We start from the raw sequence: 17,017 nt of genomic DNA on the forward strand, positions 1-17,017 counted from the left end.
GTCCTCTCCTCATGGTGGTCCGGCTGGATCTTCCGTGGAGTCTACGGCACCGGACTTACACCCGTGTGATTTGCGTCAGCGTGCCCTCACGCGTCCGGTGCGTGCCAGACGCGCGTCCGGTGCGGGCCGGACGCACGTCCGGTGCAGGAGTGTGACCCACGCCACTCCAGCGGCATCTTGCCGGGCGGGCGGCAGCGCCTTGTAGTTTGTGCTGACGATCACCGTGGACCGTGCTGGGCATCACCGGTCGGCGCCCGTGATCACCGGCTGCGAGGAGGCAGGCAGGGATGTTGACCGACGTTGAGATCGCGCAGGGGGCCACGCTGGAGCGGATCGGCCGGGTGGCCGAGCGGCTGGGGCTGCGCGAGGAGGAGTACGAGCCGTACGGGCACCACAAGGCCAAGATCTCCCTCGACGTCCTCGACCGCCTGCAGGACCGGCCGGACGGCAGGCTCGTCCTGATGACGGCCATCAACCCGACGGCGGCCGGCGAAGGCAAGACCACCACCAACGTCGGGCTGTCCATGGCCCTGAACCGGATCGGCGCGCGCACGATCACCACCCTGCGCGAGCCCTCGCTCGGCCCGTGCTTCGGCATGAAGGGCGGCGCCGCCGGCGGCGGCTGGTCCCAGGTCGTCCCCATGGACGACATCAACCTCCACTTCACCGGCGACTTCCACGCCATCACCTCGGCGCACAACCTGCTCGCCGCGCTGGTCGACAACTCGCTGCACCAGGGCAACCCGCTGGGTCTGGACCCCAAGCGCGTCACCTGGAAACGCGTCCTCGACATGAACGACCGCGCCCTGCGCAACATCGTCATCGGCATGGGCAGGAAGGGTGACGGAGTCGTCCGCGAGTCTGGCTTCGAGATCACCGTGGCCAGCGAGATCATGGCCGCGCTCTGCCTCGCCACCGGCCTGGAGGACCTCAAGGAGCGCTTCGGTCGCATCATCGTGGGCTACACCCACGACAAGCAGCCGGTGACCGCCGGGCAGCTCGGGGCGGCCGGGGCCATGGCCATGCTCATGAAGGACGCGGTCAAGCCCAACCTGGTGCAGACCCTGGAGAACACCCCGGCCATCATCCACGGCGGCCCGTTCGCCAACATCGCGCACGGCAACAACTCGGTGCTCGCCACCCGCACGGCGCTCAAGCTCGCCGACTACGTCGTCACCGAGGCCGGCTTCGGCGCCGACCTGGGCGCGGAGAAGTTCTTCGACATCGTCTGCCCCGCGGCCGGGCTGCGCCCGGACGCGGCGGTCATCGTCGCCACGGTGCGCGCCCTCAAGCTCAACGGCGGCGCCGCCAAGGGCGAGCTCGGCACCGAGGACCTCGGCGCCCTGCGGGACGGCCTGGCCAACCTCGAGCAGCACCTGGAGAACCTCCAGGCGTTCGGGGTGCCGGTCGTCGTCGCGCTCAACCGCTTCCCGAGCGACACCGACGCCGAGCTCGACCTGGTCCGGGAGCGCTGCGGCCAGCTCGGTGTCGAGGTCGCGCTCTCCGAGGTCTTCACCCGCGGCGGCGAGGGTGGCGAGGAGCTGGCCCGCACGGTCGTCGAGCTGTGCGAGCGGGGCAGCGACTACGCCCCGCTGTACGACGCCGCGGCGGGGCTGCGGGACAAGATCGAGACGATCGCGACCCGGGTCTACCGTGCCGACGGGGTCGAGTTCGCCCCGGCCGCCCGCGCGCAGCTGGCCGAGCTCACCGACGGCGGCTTCGGCGACCTGCCGGTCTGCATGGCCAAGACGCAGTACTCCTTCTCCGACGACCCGAGCCTGCTCGGCGCCCCCCGCGGCTTCACCATCACCGTCCGCGAGCTGGTCGTCAACGCCGGCGCCGGCTTCGTCGTCGCCCTCACCGGGGACATCATGCGGATGCCCGGGCTGCCCAAGGTCCCCGCGGCACTGGGCATGGACATCGCCGAGGACGGCACCATCACCGGTCTCAGCTGAGCGGAGTCATCCGCAGAAGGTGTTCCTCTGGCGTGATGCATCACCGCAGAGGAACACCTCCTGCTGAGGAGTGGAGGCTGCCCGGCCGGTGGGAGCCCGAGGAGGCTCCGGTATGCCGGTCAGGCCCAGATGACGACGATGGCCGCCGTCAGGGCCAGCAGGACGACCGAGATCACCCGGTAGTTCGCCCACACCGCGGTGCCCTGCAGCGCCTGGGACTCCTCGGTCCAGTACTCCGACTTCCAGGTGAGCTCGGCCGTCTTCGACTCGTCCGGGGACGGTCCGAGCAGGCTGATGACCACGAGGAGCAGCACCGAGAGCGCGGTGCTGATGCCCGCGGCATACAGGAACTGGATCGTGGGCTCCTCGGGCAGCACCTGGGTGAGGATGAAGGTGATCAGCCCCACCGGTTGCATGATGACGAGCGTGAGGAACGCCGCGGTGGCGCTGATCCGCTTCCACGCGATGCCGGCCAGGAAGACCGCGACGACCGGCGGGACCAGGAACGACAGCACCGACTGCAGGTAGTTGTAGAGGGTGTCGAACTGGGCGATGAACGGGGCCCAGAGGATCGCCACGACCAGCGCGACCACGGTCGCCACGCGACCGGTGAAGACGAGCGCCCGCTGCGAGGTGTCCGGGCGCAGCGTCTTGACGAAGTCCATCGTCACGATCGTCGAGGCCGAGTTGAGGATCGAGTCGACGGTCGAGGTGATGGCCGCGATGACGGCCGCCAGGATGAGGCCGCGCAGGCCGACGGGGAGCAGGTCGAAGACCAGCGTCGGGAAGACCGTGTCGGGGTTGTCGAGGTTGGGGTAGAGCGAGATCGCCATGACCCCGGGGAAGATGAACAGGAAGAGGAAGGCCAGCTTGATGAAGCCGGCCAGCAGCGAGCCCCAGCGACCGTGGTCGAGCGACTTCGCGCCCAGGGTGCGCTGCACGACGAGCTGGTTGGTCGTCCAGTAGTAGAGCCCCACGACGAGGACACCGGTGATGAGCCCGGGCCACGGCAGGTCGGCGTTGTCGGCCGGCAGGATGAGGCTCATCTTCTCGTCGCCCGCGGCCTGCGCCATGGAGTCCCAGGACTCGATGGCGTTGAAGGTCGCGATGAGGACGATGACGCCGCCGATGAGGGTGACGGTCGCCTGGATGGAGTCGCTGATCATCACCGCGCCGAGGCCGCCGATGACGGTGTAGATCGCCGCGAGGATGGCGAGCACCGCCACCGAGACGATCATGGGGATGTCGGGGTAGAGGACCTTGACGACCACCGCCCCGGCGAAGAGCGCCGCGGCCATGTCGATGAACATGTTGGCGAAGAGGTTGAACCCGGCGAAGGCCATCCGCGAGCGCCGGTCGTAGCGCTGCTCGAGGTACTCCGGCAGCGTGAAGACCTTGGAGCGCAGGTAGAACGGCAGGATGAAGAAGATGAAGACGACGAGGATGACGGCCGACATCCACTCGTAGGCGAAGATCGAGATGCCCTGCTCGTAGGCGCCACCGGCCAGACCGACGAAGGTCGCCCCCGACATGTTGGTGGCGACCAGCGAGAGGCCGACGAAGGGCCAGATGAAGTTGCGCCCGCCGAGGAAGTAGTCCTCCGAGGCGTCGCTCTCCTTGCCGCTGGCCTTGGCCTCGGCGTGGGCCTTGCGCTTCATCCGCGCGCCGGCCACGAGCGGGATGATGCGGCTCAGGACCAGGTAGCCGATGATGACCGACAGGTCGAGGGCGCGGACGGTGAAGTCGGGCATCCCCCCGCCGGAGGAGCCGGAGAGCGGGAGCAGCACGTCGGAGATCATCGGGTCTCCCCCTCGTTGCGGACGACGAGCACCGCGCAGGGTGCGTGCCGGACGACCCCCTCGGCGTCGTTGCCGAGCAGGACGCGCACGAAGGCGTTCTGCCCCCGGCTGCCGATGACGATGAGGTCGGCGTCGATCTCGTCGCGCAGGCGCAGGATCTCGTCCGTCGCCCGACCGGTGCGCAGGTAGGTGCCGGTGACGGTCACCCCCTCCGCCTCCAGGGCGCCCGCCCCGGCGTCCAGCACCGGTCTCGCCTCGAGCTGGAGACGTTCTCGCTGTCCGGGGCTGAGCGGTGTCGGGTTGGTCCAGGGCGACACCAGCGCGACGTGCACGACGTGCACCTCCGCGTCGGTATGCCGGACCAGGTCGACGGTGCGGGCGCGCGCCAGGGCGGCGCTCGGGGATCCGTCGGTGGCGTACAGGATGCGGGTCGGGAACGTCATTGAACCCCTCCGGGCGCTGCGGGCGTGCGGTTGTCCGGCCCCCACCCTGCCGTGCCCGGCACGGGCCCGCCAGTCGAGAGTGACCCTGCGGTAACCAGCGCGCCGACCCGCCACGTCCGGACGGGCGGGCGGGCCGGGGTCCGTCCAGCACCTAGACTCGGGCGGCATGACTGAGGTGACCTGGAGAGAGGTGGCTCCCGGGGTCCACGTCCGCCGGCACGAGGAGCTCAAGCTCAACTGCGGGCTCGTGGTGGGCAGCGAGCGGTCCCTCGTCATCGACACCCGCAGCTACCGCTCCCTCGGCCAGGACCTGCTGGAGTCGGTGCGGGAGATCACCGGCACCGAGCTCGTCGTCGTCAACACCCACGCGCACTACGACCACTGCTTCGGCAACGTCGCGTTCCGCGACTCGCAGATCTATGCCCACTCCGGCGCCGCCGACGACCTGCGGCGCACCGGGGAGCACCAGCGCCGCCAGGTCGTCGAGCACCTGCGCTCGACCGACCGCGAGGGGCTGGCGGACGAGGTGGAGGACACCGAGATCGTCCTGCCGTTCTACCTCGTCGAGGAGGACACCGTCCTCGACCTCGGGGACCGCAGCGTCGAGCTGCTCTTCGCCGGGCGCGGGCACACCGACCACGACCTGTCCGTGGCGGTCCCCGACGTCGGAGTCGTCTTCGCGGGCGACCTGGTCGAGGAGGGCGCGGACCCGGCGATGGAGGACGCCTACCCGCTGGAGTGGGCGCCCACGCTGAGCGCGCTGCTGGACAAGCCCGCCGCTGGGCTGGCGGACACCTGGGTGCCCGGCCACGGCCGGGTGGTCGACCGGTCCTTCGTCGAGAGCCAGGCCGGCCAGCTGGCCGCGATGGCCGAGCGGTTCGCCGAGGTGCTGGGCACCGGGATCGCCGGTGTCGACTCCCTCGCCAACGCCGGCCGGGGCCTGGGCCTGACCGAGGACACGCTCCGGCTCGCGGCCGTCCGCACCCTCGAGCTGCGCCACTGACGCACCGCCCCGACCGCTCCCGGTCGGGCGCTCGCGGGCCCGCCCCTCGCGGGCGCCGCAGGGAGGTGAGCGGGTGCGGGACGGCATACCGGCCCGGTCATTTGCACTCGAGGGCCCCGAGTGCTCATCATGGACCTAGCACTCTCACCACGAGAGTGATAATCCGACCGGCCTGTCGAGGGTCGGGAGCCGGGGAGACCAGATCCTCGCGCCTCCTGGCTCGTCCGTCGCGGGCGGCACCCGGTCACCCGTCCATCCACATGTGGAGGAAGCAACTCAGATGGCCAAGACCATTGCTTTCGACGAGGAGGCTCGCCGCGGGCTCGAGAAGGGTATGAACACCCTTGCCGACGCCGTGAAGGTGACCCTCGGCCCCAAGGGCCGCAACGTCGTGCTCGAGAAGAAGTGGGGCGCCCCCACGATCACCAACGACGGCGTGAGCATCGCCAAGGAGATCGAGCTCGAGGACCCCTACGAGAAGATCGGCGCCGAGCTGGTCAAGGAGGTCGCCAAGAAGACCGACGACGTCGCGGGTGACGGCACCACCACCGCGACCGTCCTCGCCCAGGCCATGGTGAAGGAGGGCCTGCGCAACGTCGCCGCCGGCGCCAACCCGATGGCCCTCAAGCGGGGCATCGAGGTCGCCGTCAAGGCGGTCAACGACGACCTGCTCGACATGGCCAAGCCGGTGGAGACCAAGGAGCAGATCGCGCAGTCCGCGAGCATCTCCGCGGCCGACACCGAGATCGGCGGCATGATCGCCGAGGCCATGGACAAGGTCGGCAACGAGGGCGTCATCACCGTCGAGGAGTCCAACACCTTCGGCCTGGAGCTCGAGCTCACCGAGGGCATGCGCTTCGACAAGGGCTACATCAGCCCCTACTTCGTCACCGACACCGAGCGCATGGAGGCCGTCCTGGAGGACGCCTACGTGCTGGTCGTCAACTCCAAGATCTCCTCGGTCAAGGACCTGCTGCCGCTGCTGGAGAAGGTCATGCAGTCCGGCAAGCCGCTGATGATCATCGCCGAGGACGTCGAGGGCGAGGGTCTGGCGACCCTGGTCGTCAACAAGATCCGCGGCAACTTCAAGTCCGTGGCCGTCAAGGCCCCGGGCTTCGGTGACCGGCGCAAGGCCATGCTGGCCGACATCGCCATCCTCACCGGTGGCCAGGTCATCTCGGAGGAGGTCGGTCTCAAGCTGGAGACCGCCGAGCTCGACATGCTGGGCACCGCCCGCAAGGTCGTGGTCACCAAGGACGAGACCACCATCGTCGAGGGCGGCGGCGACGCCGACCAGATCGCCGGCCGGGTCTCCCAGATCCGCACCGAGATCGACAACTCCGACTCCGACTACGACCGCGAGAAGCTGCAGGAGCGGCTGGCCAAGCTGGCCGGTGGCGTGGCCGTCATCAAGGCGGGTGCGGCGACCGAGGTCGAGCTCAAGGAGCGCAAGCACCGCATCGAGGACGCTGTCCGCAACGCGAAGGCCGCCGTCGAGGAGGGCATCGTCGCCGGTGGTGGCGTCGCCCTCATCCAGGCGTCCCGCGCCTTCGACGGGCTGTCGGTCACCGGTGACGAGGCGACCGGCGCCAACATCGTCAAGGTGGCGATCGAGGCTCCGCTCAAGCAGATCGCCATCAACGCCGGTCTCGAGGGCGGCGTCGTGGCCGAGAAGGTCCGCAACCTCACCCCGGGCGAGGGCCTCAACGCCGCGACCGGTGAGTACGGCGACATGCTGGGCTTCGGCGTGGCCGACCCGGTGAAGGTGACCCGTTCTGCCCTGCAGAACGCCGCCTCCATCGCCGCGCTCTTCCTCACCACCGAGGCCGTCATCGCCGACAAGCCGGAGAAGGCCCCGGCCATGCCGGCCGGCGCCGACGGTGGCATGGGCGGCATGGACTTCTGATCCTGCGGGGTCAGACCTGACGCGCCTGCGTTCCTCGCGGGCGACCAACGACCGACGGGCGGTCCCTCCTTCGTGGAGGGGCCGCCCGTCGGCGTGTGCCCGGGGAGCCAGGTGACGACTGGGGATGGGGGCCCCGCGCCGACCGCCTCACGGGGTGCGGCCGGCGCAGCGACGCGCCGGGTCCGGCCTGCGGACCGCTGCGGCGTCGCCCGTCACCCGCAGGGATGACGCTCCACCCGGGACATCCTGCGCCTCGTCCACGCCCCCTGCGCCGGACGAGGCCGCCGGCTCACTGGGGGGTGAAGCGGGTGCGGTTGGTCTGCTCGACCAGCTCGTAGTCCTGGCCCGCCGTCCGCAGCGTCGTCGAGATCTGCTGCAGGGACGTGCGGACCTTCTCCTGGGTCGCGCTCCAGTCCTGGGTGACGCTGTGGAAGCTGCCGGCCGCCGACCCGCGCCAGCAGTCCTGGAGCGCGTTGAGCTTGGCCATCATGGACCGGACCTCCCCCTCGATGCTGGCGGCGATCCGTTCGATGTCACCGGAGGCGGCGGCGATGCGTGCCGTGTCGACGGCGAAGGTGTTGCTCATGGGGTCCCTCCCTCGTGCGGCGGCCGGTCGGCCACCTCGTGCGCACGACGCTAGCCCGCCTCTCGAGGACCGCGCAGAAGTTGTCCACAGGTAGGCTCCGGGACGTGACCGTGCTCGTCGACCCGCCCCGCTGGCCGGCGCACGGGCGGCTGTGGTCGCACGTCGCGAGCGACACCTCGCTCGCCGAGCTGCACGCCTTCGCGGCCGGGGTCGGCATCCCGCAACGCTCTTTCGAGGGGGACCACTACGACATACCCCAGGAGCGGTATGCCGAGGTCGTGGCCGCGGGCGCGGCCGAGGTGAGCGGCACCGAGCTGGCCCGGCGGCTGCGGGACAGCGGGCTGCGCTTCCGCAAGCGCAAGGGGGAGCGGCCGCTGGCCCGGGTCGAGGACGGGCTGGCGGGGGCCGCGCCGACCCCGCACCTGCTGGAGGTCGTCGCCTCCCCGCTGGAGCGTCTCGGCGCCGGGGCGTCGGTGGTGCTGGCCCGGGCGCAGGGGGTCCCAGAGCGCATGGCCCTCGTGCGCAACTCGACCCGGGAGGGCTGGGGCGCCCCCGGCGGCAAGCGCGAGGTCACGGATGCCTCCGCGCGGGCGGCGGCCGTGCGCGAGGTCGCCGAGGAGATCGCGGTCGAGCTGGAGCAGGAGCGGCTGGTCGCCGTGGGCTACCAGCGGATCACCCTGCCGCCCGGGCACGGCGCCCGCAGCTGGGACGAGGGCGACAACTACGTCCAGGTGTATGCCGCCACGCTGCCCTCCCCGGTGCCGCTGCGGCCGGACGGGGTCGAGGTGCTCGAGGCGCGCTGGCTGAGTCTGGCCGAGGCGCGGGGTGTCGCGGGCCGGGCGGCCTGGTGGCCGCTCGCCGAGTGGTGGTGGGCCCGGGGGTAGGGCTCCGCAGGTCGTGCCTCGGGGGTGGGCCTGCGCAGGCCGTGCCTCCGGGGGTGGGGCTCCGCAGGCCGTGCCTCGGGGGTGGGCCTGCGCAGGTCGTGCCTAGGGGGTGGGCCTGCGCAGGTCGTGCTCGGGGTGCCCGCGGGTCGGACCGCCGAGGGGATCGGCGTCCGTGGGTGAGGCACCGCCACCGGCGGGAACTGTGCCACATGAGTCACACGGACCCCTCGGGCACCCTGCTGCGGGGAAAGTCGCGCGAGCCGGGGTGATTTCCCCGGCATCGAGACACGTCTCCGCACTGCGGGGCGCGTGTGGCGTGCGGGACCGGTGAAGTCCGGCCGAGCCGTCGACCTCACATGGGTCACGCTGGCCCCATACGCATCCCGCTGCAGGGAAAGTCACGCGAGCCGGGGTGATATCCCCGGCATCGAGACACGTCTCCGCAGTGCGGGGCGCGTGTGACACGTAGGACAGATGAGGTGACGTCCCTGCTCGCCACCTGGCCGCAACCCCACCGCAGCGGTGTGGGCGCTCAGGCCCGCCGCAGCCCCACCTCAGCGGCGTGGGCGCAGAGCCTGCCGCAGCCCCACCGCAGCGGCGTGGGCGCTCAGGCCTGCCGCAGCTCCGCCAGCTCGGCCTGCAGGTTGGCCCGGGCGCGGGCGTCCCAGTGCTCGTGCGCGTGCTTGGTCCGGTAGAGCCGCTCGCGCGCGGCCAGCGGCCCCATGACCCCGAGGCGGCCGGCGCGGAACGCGTCCTCGGGCACGTGGGCGTACTCCTCGCGGACCTGGGCGCGGTAGGCGGCATACCGCGGGGGCGGCGCCGAGAGGATCCACAGGTCGGCGTCGTGGACGGCGTCCGTGGCGGCACCACCCTCGCCGGGACCCTCGTGGTCCAGCGTCATGACCACGCCGGCCTCGACGGCGTCGACCGTGCCGTCGTCGACGCCGAGGCGGTGCAGGTGGTCGCGGGCCAGGGTGGCGCTGCGGTGCTCGTTGCTGCCGGGTGCGGCGCGGGGGTCGTAGGCGAGGTCGTGGTACCACCCGACGGTCCGCGCCACGAGCGCCTCGTCCGCGTCGACCGCACCGGCCTCCTGCAGCTCGTCGAGGGCGGCCAGGACCTCGGTGAGGTGCTCGGTCGTGTGGTAGCGCCGCTGCGGCTCGGACCAGCCGCGCAGCAGCAGCGACCCCTCCGCCAGCCACAGGTCGCGGCCCGCCTCGGGCGCGAGCAGGGCGGCGTCGGCGAGCCAGCGGTCGAGGAGGGCCTCGGCGGGGTGCGTCACCCGGCCACTCTGGCACGAGCGCGGGAGGCGCCCGCGTGCGCCCCGACGGGCACCACGCGACTCTGCGGGCGCATCGTGCGAGACGGGCCCGCGTGGTGCCCGTCCGACGAGACGCACGGTCGAGGGCCCGAGCCGCCTTCGACGTCCGAGGGCGGCACGCCCCACCGGCGCCGGGGTGGCGACCCACGAACGGGACGGCGCGCCGTGCGACGATCGGGCGGTGCTGCCGACCCAGCTGGACGCCGAGGGGGTCGCCGACCTGGCCGCCGCCCACCCCGGGTGGTTCACCACCGCCGGGTATGCCGTGCCGCCAGGCCGCCCGCAGGTGCGCCTCCTGGGGCGGGGCGAGTCGTGCGCGGTGTGGGAGGTCGAGCCAGGTCTGGCCGTGCGCGTGCCGCACCGGCCGGTGCACGAGCTGCCGCTCGGCCTGGACGCCGAGCTGGACCTGCTCACCCGGGTGCCCGCGGACGCCGACCTCGCCGCCCGCCCCGTGGCGGTGCGGCTGCCGACGGAGGGCGACCCCACGGCATACCTCGTGAGCACGGCGGTCCCGGGTGAGGTGCGCGCCCCCGCCGACTGGACCGACGAGCTCCTCGCGGCGCTCGCCCGCGCCCTGGCCCGCCTGCACGTGGGCGGTCGCACCGAGGGACTCCCCGCACCGGCACCCCCGGACCCGGTGGCGGCCGCGCACGCCGCGCGCGACTGGTGGCGCGAGCACGAGCCGGGCCCGGCGGCCGTGCTGGACCCGCTCTGGTCCGCGGTGCTGCGCCGCAGCGAGCAGAGCCTCCCGGCGTTCGGCTCGGTCGAGACCGTCCTGGTCCACGGCGACGCCTGCCTGAGCAACGTCGTCGTCGACGGCGGTGTCCCCCGGCTCGTCGACTGGGAGTGGGGGCACGTGGGCGATCCCGCGCGGGACCTGGCTTTCTCCGGCGGGCCGGTGCACGCCGACCCGTGGTACGCCCCGATGGACGAGCGCCGCGTCCGGGCCCAGGCGCAGGCCTACGCCCGCGAGCGCGAGCGGCTCGGGGCCCCGGTCGACCTCGGGTCGCTGCTGGTGCGCCGCGAGGTCTGGCTGCTGCACGAGACCTTCTTCATCCAGCCGCACCTGCACCGGGTGGCGGCGGCCGCCACCGACCCCGCACGGCGCACGACATACCTCGAGGCCGCCGCGCAGCTGCGCGACGGCCTCGAGAGGTGGCTGGGCTGACTCAGCGCTTGCCGAGCAGCGAGTCCGCGAGGTCGGCGAGCGCCTCGGACAGGTCCTCGCGGGCGGTGTGGGCGCCCTTGGACAGACCCTTGAGCGTGCCCTTGGCCTTGCCCTTGCCGCTCACGCCGACGGCGTCGGCGAGGCCGTGGCCGACCGAGCTGGCCGCGCCGGTGACCCCGGCGGCCGCGGCACCGGCGGCGCCGGTGACACCGCCGGCGACGGCACCGGCGGCGTTGCCGACACCGTCGGCGACCGACTGCGCGGCGTGCTTGGTGCCGGAGAGGAACGACTGCGTGGCCAGCGTCAGGCCCGCGCCGACCAGCCACACGTCCTTGGCCAGCCCGATGCCGTCCGGCGTGGGCCGGATGCCGTCCTCCTGGGTCATGCCCGGGGTCTTGAGGTAGAGCCCGGTGAGCCCGACGCCGAAGGCGGCCAGGCCGGCCCCGGCGACGGCGGACGGCACGGTCGGCAGCAGCAGCGCAGCACCGAGCCCGATCTCGGCGTAGGCCAGGGCCTTGGTGAAGTCGCCCGCCTTCATGTCCTTGAACACCGGGTAGACGCTGGAGGCCCAGCCGTGCATCTGCTCGGCCTCCTCCTCGCCGGCCTTGAGCTTGCCGAGACCGGAGTTCAGGACGAAGGCGCCGGTGGCGATCCTCAGCGGTGCGTGGGTGGGGTGCATGCTCTCTCCTCGAATGGCGCGGGAACTGCTCGGCCCTACCGTATGACGTCGGCCGGGGTGGTGCGAGGCGGGCTAGGATCGGCCGACCACCGACCGGCGACCCGCGAGGCACGATGACCGCTGCACAGCATGGCGCGAGCGCGCTGACCGTCGTCGTGCCGGTCTTCGACGAGCAGGACGTGCTGCCGCTGTTCGTGCAGCGGCTGCGCCCGGTCCTGGACGCCCTGGAGGTCGACTACGAGGTGCTCGTCGTCGACGACGGCAGCACGGACGCGACCCCCGTCGTGCTGCAGCGGGCACGGCATACCTGGCCGCAGCTGCGAATCGTCCGGCTGCGCGCCAACGCCGGCCATCAGGCCGCGATCTCGGCCGGGCTGGAGCGGGCGCGCGGGGAGCTGGTCGTGACCATCGACGCCGACCTGCAGGACCCGCCCGAGCTCATCGCCGACATGGTCCGGCTGGCCCGGGAGGAGGCGCTGGACGTCGTCTACGCCGTGCGCGACGACCGCCGCACCGACACGCGCTTCAAGCGGGTCACCGCCCACGGCTACTACGACACCATGCGGCGCCTCGGCGCCGACCACGGGCCCACGCAGGCGGGGGACTACCGGCTCATGTCGCGGGCGACCGTCGAGGCGGTGACCGCGCTGCCCGAGCACCACCGGGTGCTGCGGCTCGTCGTCCCCTCGCTCGGCTTCCCCTCCGGCGTGCTCACCTACCGCCGTGACGAGCGGGCGGCCGGCACCTCGAAGTACCCCCTCTCCCGCATGGTCCGTCTCGCCGTCGACTCCATCACCGGCGTCAGCCTGGCCCCGCTGCGGCTCGCGACCTGGCTGGGCTTCGTCGGCGCGCTCGTCGCGCTGGTGCTGCTCGTCTACGCGCTGGTGGGGTATGCCGTCGGCCTCACCGTCCCCGGGTGGACCTCGACCTTCATGGTCGTCACGGCCGTCGGCGGGGTGCAGCTGCTGTGCCTGGGCATCCTGGGGGAGTACGTCGGGCGGACCTACACCATGCAGCTCGGCCGCCCGACCTACTACGTCGCCCACGACAGCCTCACCGGCGAGGAGCCGCGGGACTGAGGTCTGTGGTGCCGCCCCGGGTCAGGGGGTGGCGGCGAGCGGCCCGGGCAGCGGCTCGGCGTGCACGACGGTGAGGCCGCTCACCGCCCGGGTGAGGACGACGTAGAGCCGGCGCAGGCCGGTGCGCCCGTCGGGCTCGGCGGCGGCGATCGCAGCCGGCTCGACGACGACGACCTGGTCGAACTCCAGGCCCTTGGCCACCGTCGCCGGGACGAGGAAGACCCGCACGCCCAGGCCCTCCTCGGCGTGCGTCCCGTCCATGACCTCGTGCTCGACCCCGGCGGCACGCAGCGCCGCCCCGGCCCGTTCCATCCAGGCGTCGGGAACGATCACCCCGACCGAGCCCTCGTGCGCGGCGGCGTCGGTCGTCGCCGTCACGGCGCCGGCGACCGCGTCGTCCACGGGTATGACGTCCAGCCGGCCGGGGTTGGACCGCACCGACTCCGGGGGAGCCAGGTCGGGGGCGATGGCCGGGAGCAGCCGGGCGGCGAAGTCGATGACGGCCGAGGGCACCCGGAAGCCGCGGACCAGCTCCTCCAGGTGGGTCGTCGGCGCGGAGAGGTCCTTGCCCAGGTGCCGCAACGACTCCTCCCACGAGGCCGTCGACCACGGTGTGGTGCCCTGCGCGAGGTCCCCCAGGATGGTGAGCGAGCCGGTGGAGGCCCGGCGCCCGACGGCGCGCAGCTGCATGGGGGACAGGTCCTGGGCCTCGTCGAGCACGACGTGCCCGAGGCTGGGTGTCCGGTCGAGCAGGTCGGCCAGCTCGTCCAGCAGCACCAGGTCGGCGGCGCTCCAGCGCGCCCCGGCCGCCGTCCGGGGCGGCTCCTCCCAGACCAGGGCCTGCTGGTCGTCGTCCAGGTGCTCCCCGGTCGACAGCACCCGGGCGAGGACGGCGCCCGGCTTCACCTCGGGCCAGACCGCCTTGACGTAGGCCTTCACCGGCGCCGACCGGGCCACGGCGTCCTGCACCCGGTCGTCGGGGGAGTCCCCGGAGCGCTCCATCGCCACCATGACCGCGTGGGCGAGCCGCTGGTGCAGCATGGCCCGGGCGGCGGAGTAGCTGACGCCCCGGCCGCGCAGCTCCTCGAGCATGTCCTGCACCTCGTAGGCCGGTACCCGCCACCGGCGCGAGCCGCGCGGGACGACGAGCGCCTCGGTGGCGGGGCCCACCGCGCCCCAGAGCGCCTCCCGCAGGACCCCGGCCATCCGCGCCTCGCCCTTGAGCCGGGCCACCTCGGTGCTGTCCGTCGCGCGGACCCGCGCGGACGTGCCGCCCACGACGAGGTCGTCGGCCGTCGTGTGCCGGACGCTGACCTCCCCGAGCGAGGGCAGGACCGCGCCGACGTGCTCGAGGAACGCACGGTTGGGGCCGACGACGAGGACGCCCGTGCGGGCCAGCCGCTCGCGGAAGGCGTAGAGCAGCCAGGCCGCGCGGTGCAGCCCGACGGCGGTCTTGCCGGTGCCCGGCGCGCCCTGCACGCACAGCGTCGTGGCCACGTCGGCGCGCACGATCTCGTCCTGCTCGGGCTGGATCGTGGCGACGATGTCGCGCATCGGCCCGATCCGGGGTCGCTCGATCTCCCGGGCGAGGATGCTGCTCGCCCCGCCAGACGCGCCGGCGGACGACCGGTCGGCCCCACCCACCGGCCCGCCGTCGCCGGTGCCCCCCAGCGGCTCGTCCTCGAAGGCGGTGATCTGCCCGCCCTCGACCCCGAAACGCCGCCGCAGGCGCAGGCCCATCGGGTCGTGGGTGCCCGCGCGGTAGAACGGCGTCGACACCCCGGCCCGCCAGTCGATGACGACGGGGTCGCCGTGGCCGTCGGAGACGTGGCGGCGCCCGATGTAGAGCCGCTCCTCCATGCCGTCGCCGGGTGCGGCCTCGCGGTCGATGCGGCCGAAGAACAGCGTCGTCGCCGGGTCGTCCTGCAGCGCCTTGGCCCGCAGCCACAGGGTGTGCGCGAGCGCCTCGCCGGCGATGGCGTCGCCGCCGTCGGCGGTCAGCGACAGCGTGTGCTCGCGCATCCGCGCCAGCTCGGTCCGGGCGCGCTCGAGGCGCGCCTGCTCGGCGGCGAGCTCGGCGCGCGGGTCGGTCGGGGTGGGTGAGGTCGAGGTGGTCGAGGTCGAGGTGGACGAGGTCGGGGGGCGTGAGACGGGAGCGGGCATCGCGGCATACCTCGCGGGAGGGTGGTGAGGAGGGGGGAGGACACGATACCCCCACCGGGCGTCGCGGATGGTTGCCCCGAGTCCCACCGGGCGTCGCGGATGGTTGCCCTGAGTCCCACCGGGCGTCGCGGATGGTTGCCGGTCGTGCCGGCCTGCCGCCCGCGGGCTAGCGTGGTGGCATGCTCTTCGCCTTCTCCGTCGCCCCCACGCAGTCCGCCGACGAGTCCGGCTCGGTGAGCGCCGCCGTCGCCGACGCCATCCGGGTGGTCCGCGACTCGGGGCTGCCCTACGAGCTGACCTCGATGTTCACCACCATCGAGGGGGACTGGGACGAGGTCATGCCGGTCATCAAGGCGGCCTGCGACGCCGTTGCCCAGCACTCCCCGCGGGTCTCGCTCGTGGTCAAGGCCGACCTGCGCCCGGGGTATGCCGGCCAGCTCACCGAGAAGGTCGACCGGGTCAACGCCCACCTCTCCGACGGCTGAGCGCCGGAGGCAGGCCACAGCGCGCGCTGCCCCGGGCGACGCCGGTCTCGGTCGTCACGACGTTGGCGGCCCGGTCCCGCCTCCGGCGGTGCGCGACTGCAGCGGGTATGTCGCCCGCCGGGGTGTTCTCACGACATACCCGGTGCAGTCGCGACCCCTCCGGGCCGGAGGGCACCGCCAGCCCGCTGATTAGGCCAGCAGGCCGGTCTGCGAGGCGAGGAAGAGCAGCGTGAAGCCGACGAGGAAGACCAGGCCCGCGTAGGACAGGACCCGCATGCTCGTCGAGAGCTGACGCTCGCCGCGGATGATGGAGAAGTTCAGCCACGCGAAGACCGGGGCGGTGAGGAACGCGCTGATCATCGCGAAGCGCAGCATGTCGGCGAGCGAGGCGCTCATCCAGACGACGATCGCCAGCGCGATGACCGAGATGCCGGTGATCCACAGGTCCTTCGAGCGCCGGCTCATCGACTCCTGCCCGCGGATGAGGCGCAGCGACTCGGCGGCCGCGCGCCCATACCCGTCGACGACCGAGATGACGGTGCCGAACATGCACGCGAAGGCGATGAGCGCCATGAGCGGGACCGCCCACTGCCCGATCGCCGCGCCGTACATGCTCATGAGCTGGGGGATGTAGGCGCCGCCGGCCATCTCCATCTCCTGGCCGCTGCCGTACTGCACGAAGACACCCAGGCCGATGAAGAACACCGCGAGCACCGTGGACACGACGTAGCCGAGGTTGAAGTCGAAGAGGACGTCGCGCACCGCCAGCCGGCGGTCGGCACCCTTGGCCTTGACCCACAGCGAGTTGAGGGCGCTGATCTCGATCGGCGCCGGCATCCAGCCGATGACCGCGACGAGGAAGGGCAGCGTCGCGAGCGTCCACGGCGAGGGGTCCTCGAAGGCGGGCTGGCGCACCGGCCCCTGGGAGGCGGCCATGACCACGGCGACCACCGTGGACAGGGCGAGCAGCACCATGATGACCTTGGTGACGCCGTCCAGCGCCTTGTAGTGGCCACCGACGAGCAGCACCCACGTCACCGCGAGCAGCCCCGCCGCGAGCACGGGCACGCCGAGGCCCCACGACGCCGGCAGCAGGTAGGCCAGGATCACCGTGCACAGCAGCGCGACGCCGGCCGTGGAGATGACCGAGGACACGGCGGCGAGCACGAAGAACACCCAGAGGTATGCCTTCCCCCGCCGCGCGTAGCCCTCGACCAGGCTGCGGCCGGTCTCGGCGGCGTACTGCGGGCCGAACCGGAAGAACGGGTACTTCAGCACGTTGGCGAGGACGATGAGCCACACGAGCTGCCAGCCGAAGAGCGCCCCCGCCTGGGTGGAGGAGATGAGGTGGGAGGCCCCGATCGCCGCCGACGCGGCGAGCAGCCCCGGCCCCACCGCGCCCCACCGGCTGCGCCACGTCGAGCGCTCGCTCGCGGTCCTGGTCTCGCCGTCGATCACCATGGGCGGCACGCTAGCACCGGCATACCTCCCGGGGCGGCGGCCACGACGAGAACCACGGGCGGCGCCCGGTGGGGTGTGGGGCAACCAT

Annotated in this window: 14 protein-coding genes; 7 read left to right on the forward strand and 7 right to left on the reverse strand. The window is 72.7% G+C overall.

The window, feature by feature from the left end; all coding sequences use genetic code 11:
- Positions 1-287: 287 nt before the first annotated feature.
- Positions 288-1,955 (forward strand): formate--tetrahydrofolate ligase, encoded by a 1,668-nt coding sequence (locus AVL62_RS04655; protein WP_058890512.1) that lies wholly within the window; start codon positions 288-290, stop codon positions 1,953-1,955.
- A 119-nt stretch (positions 1,956-2,074) separates the two neighbouring features.
- Here AVL62_RS04655 and AVL62_RS04660 read toward each other — a convergent pair whose 3' ends face one another.
- On the reverse strand, positions 2,075-3,754 hold the full coding sequence (locus AVL62_RS04660) for a sodium:solute symporter family transporter (RefSeq protein WP_058890513.1): 1,680 nt from the start codon (positions 3,752-3,754) through the stop codon (positions 2,075-2,077).
- Positions 3,751-4,197, reverse strand: a complete 447-nt coding sequence (locus tag AVL62_RS04665) for a universal stress protein (protein WP_058890514.1) — start codon at positions 4,195-4,197, stop codon at positions 3,751-3,753. Before AVL62_RS04665 ends, AVL62_RS04660 begins: the two co-directional genes overlap by 4 nt.
- A 166-nt stretch (positions 4,198-4,363) precedes the next feature.
- Here AVL62_RS04665 and AVL62_RS04670 point away from each other — a divergent pair, with 166 nt between their 5' ends.
- Entirely contained in the window at positions 4,364-5,200 is an 837-nt protein-coding gene (locus AVL62_RS04670) for an MBL fold metallo-hydrolase (RefSeq protein ID WP_083518695.1), read from the forward strand.
- 280 nt (positions 5,201-5,480) lie between these two features.
- Complete coding sequence (gene groL / locus AVL62_RS04675) at positions 5,481-7,106, forward strand: chaperonin GroEL (protein WP_058890516.1); 1,626 nt, start codon at positions 5,481-5,483, stop codon at positions 7,104-7,106.
- A 289-nt stretch (positions 7,107-7,395) separates the two neighbouring features.
- Here groL and AVL62_RS04680 read toward each other — a convergent pair whose 3' ends face one another.
- On the reverse strand, positions 7,396-7,692 hold the full coding sequence (locus AVL62_RS04680; protein WP_010147143.1) for a WXG100 family type VII secretion target: 297 nt from the start codon (positions 7,690-7,692) through the stop codon (positions 7,396-7,398).
- A gap of 104 nt (positions 7,693-7,796) precedes the next feature.
- Here AVL62_RS04680 and AVL62_RS17235 point away from each other — a divergent pair, with 104 nt between their 5' ends.
- Complete coding sequence (locus AVL62_RS17235; RefSeq protein ID WP_161937837.1) at positions 7,797-8,576, forward strand: DUF4031 domain-containing protein; 780 nt, start codon at positions 7,797-7,799, stop codon at positions 8,574-8,576.
- Positions 8,577-9,183: 607 nt separating this feature from the next.
- Here the strand turns inward: AVL62_RS17235 and AVL62_RS04690 are convergent.
- On the reverse strand, positions 9,184-9,855 hold the full coding sequence (locus AVL62_RS04690; protein ID WP_058890517.1) for a hypothetical protein: 672 nt from the start codon (positions 9,853-9,855) through the stop codon (positions 9,184-9,186).
- Positions 9,856-10,075: 220 nt separating this feature from the next.
- On the opposite strand from AVL62_RS04690, the gene AVL62_RS04695 reads away from it, so the two are divergent.
- Positions 10,076-11,062, forward strand: a complete 987-nt coding sequence (locus AVL62_RS04695; protein ID WP_058890518.1) for a phosphotransferase family protein — start codon at positions 10,076-10,078, stop codon at positions 11,060-11,062.
- Between the two features lies 1 nt (position 11,063).
- Here AVL62_RS04695 and AVL62_RS17485 read toward each other — a convergent pair whose 3' ends face one another.
- The gene (locus AVL62_RS17485) at positions 11,064-11,741 is read right to left on the reverse strand and encodes a hypothetical protein (protein ID WP_201023201.1); all 678 of its coding nucleotides are present in this window, start codon (positions 11,739-11,741) and stop codon (positions 11,064-11,066) included.
- Positions 11,742-11,854: 113 nt separating this feature from the next.
- On the opposite strand from AVL62_RS17485, the gene AVL62_RS04705 reads away from it, so the two are divergent.
- Positions 11,855-12,820, forward strand: coding sequence for a glycosyltransferase family 2 protein (locus AVL62_RS04705; RefSeq protein WP_058890519.1), 966 nt, complete (start codon positions 11,855-11,857; stop codon positions 12,818-12,820).
- Positions 12,821-12,841: 21 nt separating this feature from the next.
- On the opposite strand, the gene AVL62_RS04710 is transcribed toward AVL62_RS04705, so the two are convergent.
- Positions 12,842-14,983: a HelD family protein gene (locus AVL62_RS04710; protein ID WP_058890520.1), complete on the reverse strand. Its 2,142-nt coding sequence runs from the start codon at positions 14,981-14,983 to the stop codon at positions 12,842-12,844.
- A 179-nt stretch (positions 14,984-15,162) separates the two neighbouring features.
- On the opposite strand from AVL62_RS04710, the gene AVL62_RS04715 reads away from it, so the two are divergent.
- Positions 15,163-15,468, forward strand: coding sequence for an MTH1187 family thiamine-binding protein (locus AVL62_RS04715; RefSeq protein WP_058890521.1), 306 nt, complete (start codon positions 15,163-15,165; stop codon positions 15,466-15,468).
- A 189-nt stretch (positions 15,469-15,657) separates the two neighbouring features.
- On the opposite strand, the gene AVL62_RS04720 is transcribed toward AVL62_RS04715, so the two are convergent.
- Positions 15,658-16,929: an Nramp family divalent metal transporter gene (locus AVL62_RS04720; RefSeq protein WP_058890522.1), complete on the reverse strand. Its 1,272-nt coding sequence runs from the start codon at positions 16,927-16,929 to the stop codon at positions 15,658-15,660.
- Positions 16,930-17,017 lie beyond the last annotated feature (88 nt).

This window comes from Serinicoccus chungangensis (assembly GCF_001483745.1).
In the GTDB taxonomy this organism is placed as follows: Bacteria; Actinomycetota; Actinomycetes; order Actinomycetales; family Dermatophilaceae; genus Ornithinicoccus; species Ornithinicoccus chungangensis_A.